The 5,274-nt window shown below is 50.6% G+C and carries 5 protein-coding genes and 3 pseudogenes; 2 read left to right on the forward strand and 6 right to left on the reverse strand.

Annotated features, from left to right (window positions below):
* Together lolE and BG74_RS16105 are read left to right on the forward strand one after the other, a co-directional pair.
* The coding region (gene lolE / locus BG74_RS02575) for a lipoprotein-releasing ABC transporter permease subunit LolE (RefSeq protein WP_244267185.1) at window positions 1–1,108 on the forward strand (1,108 nt) is incomplete at its 5' end.
* 193 nt (window positions 1,109–1,301) lie between these two features.
* Window positions 1,302–1,400, forward strand: a complete 99-nt coding sequence (locus tag BG74_RS16105) for a hypothetical protein (RefSeq protein WP_244267205.1) — start codon at window positions 1,302–1,304, stop codon at window positions 1,398–1,400.
* Window positions 1,401–1,745: 345 nt separating this feature from the next.
* Here the strand turns inward: BG74_RS16105 and BG74_RS20290 are convergent, their stop codons facing one another.
* From BG74_RS20290 to BG74_RS16110, 6 genes and pseudogenes are all read right to left on the reverse strand, one after another.
* Window positions 1,746–1,904: a hypothetical protein gene (locus BG74_RS20290; RefSeq protein WP_439895642.1), complete on the reverse strand. Its 159-nt coding sequence runs from the start codon at window positions 1,902–1,904 to the stop codon at window positions 1,746–1,748.
* 195 nt (window positions 1,905–2,099) lie between these two features.
* Window positions 2,100–2,255 carry a hypothetical protein gene (locus BG74_RS20295; RefSeq protein ID WP_439895643.1) on the reverse strand — a complete coding sequence of 52 codons (156 nt, stop codon included), beginning with the start codon at window positions 2,253–2,255 and terminating at the stop codon, window positions 2,100–2,102.
* Window positions 2,256–2,356: 101 nt separating this feature from the next.
* Window positions 2,357–2,875: pseudogene (locus BG74_RS20300) on the reverse strand (hypothetical protein).
* A gap of 60 nt (window positions 2,876–2,935) precedes the next feature.
* Window positions 2,936–3,611: pseudogene (gene phoP, locus BG74_RS02585) on the reverse strand (two-component system response regulator PhoP).
* 192 nt (window positions 3,612–3,803) lie between these two features.
* Window positions 3,804–5,174, reverse strand: coding sequence for an adenylosuccinate lyase (purB, locus tag BG74_RS02590; RefSeq protein WP_066596381.1), 1,371 nt, complete (start codon window positions 5,172–5,174; stop codon window positions 3,804–3,806).
* 21 nt (window positions 5,175–5,195) lie between these two features.
* Window positions 5,196–5,274: pseudogene (locus tag BG74_RS16110) on the reverse strand (high frequency lysogenization protein HflD); the annotation flags it as partial.

Here is a 5,274-nt window from a genome sequence, read left to right on the forward strand (position 1 = left end):
CATGAACGGGTTCGAGTGTGAGTTGAACAACCGTATCTTGGCGGTGGTGCCTCATGGAGAGATAGAACCGGTGAATCCGCCTTTTGCCGACTGGCCGGCGGTGTTAAAACGTATTGAACAGGTGCCAGGCATCCTTGCTGCTGCGCCCTATCTGAATTTTACTGGCCTGGTGGAGCGTGACGACAAGTTACAGGCCATCCAGATAAAAGGCGTCAACCCGTCGTTGGAAATACAGATGAACGCGCTGCCGCGTTACGTAAAGGGTGATGCCTGGTCGCGTTTTCAGGCTAGTCATCAGCAAATTATCGTCGGTAAAGGGGTGGCCGATACGCTGAAAGTCAAGTCTGGAGATTGGCTGACAGTAATGATTCCCAACAGAGATTCACAGATGAAACTGCTACAGCCAAAACGTATTCGTTTGCAGGTTAGTGGGATTTTGGCGCTGAATAGTCAGCTGGATCACAGTTTTGCCATAGTACCGCTGGCGGACGCCCAGAATTATTTGCAGCGCGGTGAAGACGTAGGAGGAATTGCCATTAAGGTCAGCGATGTTTTCAACGCCAATAAACTGGTGCGCGACACGGGGGAGGTGACCAATGCTCATGTCAAAATTCGTAGCTGGATTGGCACCTACGGCTATATGTATCGCGATATTCAAATGATCCGTGCCATTATGTACCTGGCGATGGCGTTAGTAATAGGCATCGCCTGTTTCAATATCGTTTCTACTCTGGTGATGGCAGTTAAGGATAAAAGCGCCGATATCGCTATTTTACGCACCCTCGGGGCCAAAAATGGGCTGACACGTGCTATTTTTATTTGGTATGGCCTGCTAGGGGGTTTGATTGGTAGTGTAATCGGTGCGGTGGTTGGCGTTTTGATGGCGCTTAGCCTGACTATGCTTGTGAAGGGACTGGAGCGTTTTCTTGGCCACCAGCTATTGTCCGGAGATATTTACTTTATAGATTTTCTGCCGTCTGAGTTACACTGGGCGGATGTCACCAGCGTGCTAGCTACGGCGATGTTGCTCAGTCTGCTGGCGAGTTGGTATCCAGCGCGGCGCGCAAGCTGCATCGATCCGGCTCGGGTATTGAGCGGTCGTCAGTGAAGCTGAATGAATAAAGAACAGTGCGCATACGTATTCATTCACCGCCAGTCGATCCAGTTTCGCAAAAGTAAAAGATTACGGCAAGCAATGCCTGCGCGCCTGTGTTTTTCACCGGGATTCACTAGCGGTGACCAAAATAAAAAACCTTTTGTTTTAGTGCTAACGGGGGCGGGGTATTTCCGCGGAGTCGGACATTCGCACCTTCCGGGTCGAAGATGGGTTATGGAAGGAGCATCGGATGGAAGATATCGCCACTCCTGAAGGATTTTCCGATAACTCCGTGCTGGTGTAGGTGTTTTATAACACCCCGCCAGCGTCAGATGTTGCAAGCCGGAGATTGCGCCGAATCCCGATTATCTGGCGCTAGCTGAACTACTGAATCTGACGCCGCGCCAGGTAGAAAGCCAGTTTGAGGAAAATACTATGGCTCGGCTAACCTCTGTGTGCTGCAGTGGACCCGAGTGGACCCGCGAATTTACCGACAGCTTCGTCGCCCAGCGCGGCTGAGCCGTCGGTTTTGCTCTCGTCAAACATAAAACTGATCTGACACAATTGGTCAGGACGTAGCGTATCGGCGCGCTGACCGCGCTGGAAAATAAGGGTGCGCTTGGACTCCGGGATGCCCGGACCGTCATCTTCAATAATAACATGTAGAGCGCTTTTCCTTTCGCAGGCGGCTAATCTCGACAAATTCCAGGCAATATTTGCAAGCGTTGTCCAGAATATTGCCCATTACTTCCATAAAGTCGTTTTTCTCGCCAATAAACGTCAACTCCGGCGAAATATCCAGCGACATGGAAACCCCTTACGTTGATAGACAGAGTGGATGGTGGGCGCAGTGCAGGTAATAGCCGATCTGCTGGGAAATACGGCTGATTTACTCCAGCATAATCGGTTCCGCCATTTCGATATTGTTGTCGCGAATCGGTGCGCAGGGAACGCAGCGTGGTTTGTAAGCACCGCCAACTGCGTTTTCAGACTTTGGATCAAATCAGGTAGGTAGGGTGGAGCGGTATTTCTGGTAGCACTGGCGTTCGTTATTCAGTAGAATGTCCAGATTGCGCACCAGGATATCCAGTTCTCGCGGCGGGTTCTCATCCAGTCGTTCGCATTCGCCGATTTCCAGTTCACGCACCTTCCTGACCATATCTTTGATAGGGCGCAGGTTCCAGTGCGCCGGCCAGCTACAGCAACGGCACCACCAGCAGCAGATTGGCTAGTATAGAACATAGCTAAACCATTCCCAAACTAGATCGGTGCGTTGTAGCTCATGGGGATGGTATCGACGACTACAATGGTCAGCGGCGGCAGGCGGCCAGTTGCCGGATAACGGTTGACCGCCACGGAATAGGCCAGGGCATAATCGTCGCTGCTGTCGAATTCTTTTATCCTAACCTAGGCGCTGGGTTGTCACTCACCAACGCAGCTACTGGTGCGCATATTGGTACCAAGCTCGAAATAGCCAGTTTTGGTCAACCAGGCCTGCCGAAGACGAGACTCCAGCGCCGGCACGTAATGTTAGCGCCAGAGTATATAGCCATTTTTATCATAAATTAGCACCAGCGCGGAGAAGTTAATATCTATATTCGTCGGCACGGCTATCGACAGCTTATTGTCCTTCCATTGTGCCAGACTGAAAAAGAGATTGCTTTCGCCCTGCAGCGGGTGGAATGACGTTTTATCAAAGCTGGCGCTATAGCCAATGACGGCTACCATGCCGTAGCACAGAGAGTGAGCACCAAAACCACGCAGGATGGCAGCCAGCAAAAATCTAGCGCGCAGGGAAAACGGTTTTTTTGTGGCGAAATGGAAAAATGGTCATAGAGCCTAGTTAATATTAAAACGGTAGTCCTGACCGCGAACTGTGGTGATCACTTTATGCAGGCAATTGGCCTGCATCTTTTTCCGCAGACGACCCATTAACACGTCTATGGTGTGACTCTCGCGCAATTCAGCATCGGGATAAAGTTACAGCATCAACGAATCTTTGCTAACGACTTTGTCTGCGTTGTGCGTATCAATGTCTCAATTATAGTGTATTCAAACGCGGTGAGCCTGATATTAACCTCGTTAATCATGAGCTCACGGCGCGAAAGATCAATCAGGAAGGATGGCAGATCGATGACCTGCGACGCCAGACCACTGTTGCGGCGCATCAGTGCCTGCATGCGCACCACGACCTCTTCCAAAAAAATGGCTTGGTGACATAGTCGTCTGCGCCAGCTTATAGCACAGTAACTTTGTCCTGCCAGCTTTCGCGGGGGAGGTAGAGTACCAGCAAGGGGATTTTCACATTATGGCTGCACCAGTGGATAATGAGGCTGAGACTGTCCTCATCCGGCAGGCCTAGATCAACAATGGCAATATCGGGCAGGTGCTCATTTAGAAAATAGTCTGCCTCCCTGGCGCCCGCGGCGGCATCCACCTGGTGCCCTATTTCACGCACCTGCACCATTATATGATGACGAAGAAGAGAATTATCTTCTATTACCAGAACTCGCATCGCAGCTCCTAATCGCAGCTCCTAAATAAAATCACCCTTAACGGATCCGGTGGCGCAATCCGTCTTGTTTAGCGGATATCCTTCCGGCTGTATAAAGGAATATCTCACGGGTAAAAGTATCCCAGAGAGTGACTAAACTCCGCATAAACAGAGAGGGAACCCAGGGTCGGACGCAGGTTCCCTTTTTATCACCTATTTCAATTCGTCAACCATCGCCGCTGCGCGGCCGATATAGTTAGCCGGCGTCAGAGTTTTTAGTCGTGCTTTTTCTGCATTTGGCAGTGGTAAACTATCGATAAAGGCTTTCATGCCTTCAGAGCCGACGCGCTTACCGCAGGTGAGTTCTTTCAGCTTCTCGTAAGGTTTTTTAATCCCGTAGCGGCGCATCACCGTTTGTATAGGTTCAGCCAGGACTTCCCAATTATGATCGAGCTCTGCTAATAAATGGGCCTTATTGACCTCCAGTTTACTAATTCCTTTAAGCGTAGACTGGTAAGCGATAAGCGCATAACCAATACCGACACCTAAATTGCGCAGTACAGTGGAGTCAGTCAAATCTCGCTGCCAGCACGAGACCGGCAATTTCGCCGCTAAGTGGTTCATGACCGCATTCGCCAGCCCTAAATTCCCTTCCGAATTCTCGAAGTCGATGGGGTTCACTTTGTGCGGCATGGTTGATGAGCCTATTTCGCCGGCAACAGTACGCTGTTTGAAATGATTAAGAGCGATATAGCCCCAGACGTCACGATCGAAATCAATCAAGATAGTATTAAACCGCGTGATGCAGTTAAATACTTCGGCAATATAATCATGCGGCTCGATTTGGGTGGTATAGGGGTTCCAACCGATACCGAGCCCGGTGACGAACTCCTCGCTGAAACGATGCCAATCCACCTCGGGATAGGCAACCATATGGGCGTTGTAATTGCCGACCGCGCCGTTAATCTTTCCTAGAATCTCTACCTGCTCGAGCTGGCGATACTGGCGCATCATACGATAGGCGATATTCGCCATCTCCTTGCCAAGCGTCGAGGGGGTCGCTGGCTGGCCATGGGTGCGCGAAAGCAGGGGAATATCGCGATATCGTTCGGTAAGCGCGCAGATGCCGTCTATGATTTGGCACCAGGCGGGCAACAGGATAGTCTCGCGAGTGGTGGCCAGCATCAGAGCGTGGGATAGATTATTAATATCTTCGGAAGTACAGGCGAAATGGATGAATTCGCTTACCGCCAGCAGCGCCGGTCGCGCAGCTACCTTTTCCTTCAGAAAATATTCAACCGCTTTCACGTCATGATTGGTGGTGCGTTCAATGGTTTTGATACGCTCGGCGTCTTCTATACTGAAATTGACGACAATCGCATTAAGGTAATCATTTGCGTCGCCGTCAAAGGGTGGTATCTCTTTGATCGCGTCACAGGAGGCCAGCTTTTGCAGCCAGCGTACTTCCACCTGTACGCGAAATTTCAGCAAACCGAATTCGCTAAAAATAGCGCGCAGCGGGCTGACTTTGTCGGCGTAGCGGCCGTCTACTGGCGAAACGGCAGTCAGAGAGGATAATTCCATCGATCGCGATTCCTGGAGAGATTAAGAGTGAGTAATTATCTGTTTAGCTTCTTTAAATAATCGGTTACGTCCGAACATCAGCTGTAGACGTCCGCCGCCG

The sequence above is a fragment of the Sodalis-like endosymbiont of Proechinophthirus fluctus genome, assembly GCF_001602625.1.
In the GTDB taxonomy this organism is placed as follows: Bacteria; Pseudomonadota; Gammaproteobacteria; order Enterobacterales; family Enterobacteriaceae.

What these genes read in the sequence shown, in the direction of transcription:
- purB (WP_066596381.1), bottom strand. Translation starts at nt 5,174, where the DNA reads ATGGAATTATCCTCTCTGACTGCCGTTTCGCCAGTAGACGGCCGCTAC.
- BG74_RS20295 (WP_439895643.1), bottom strand. Translation starts at nt 2,255, where the DNA reads ATGGTCAGGAAGGTGCGTGAACTGGAAATCGGCGAATGCGAACGACTG.
- BG74_RS20290 (WP_439895642.1), bottom strand. Translation starts at nt 1,904, where the DNA reads ATGTCGCTGGATATTTCGCCGGAGTTGACGTTTATTGGCGAGAAAAAC.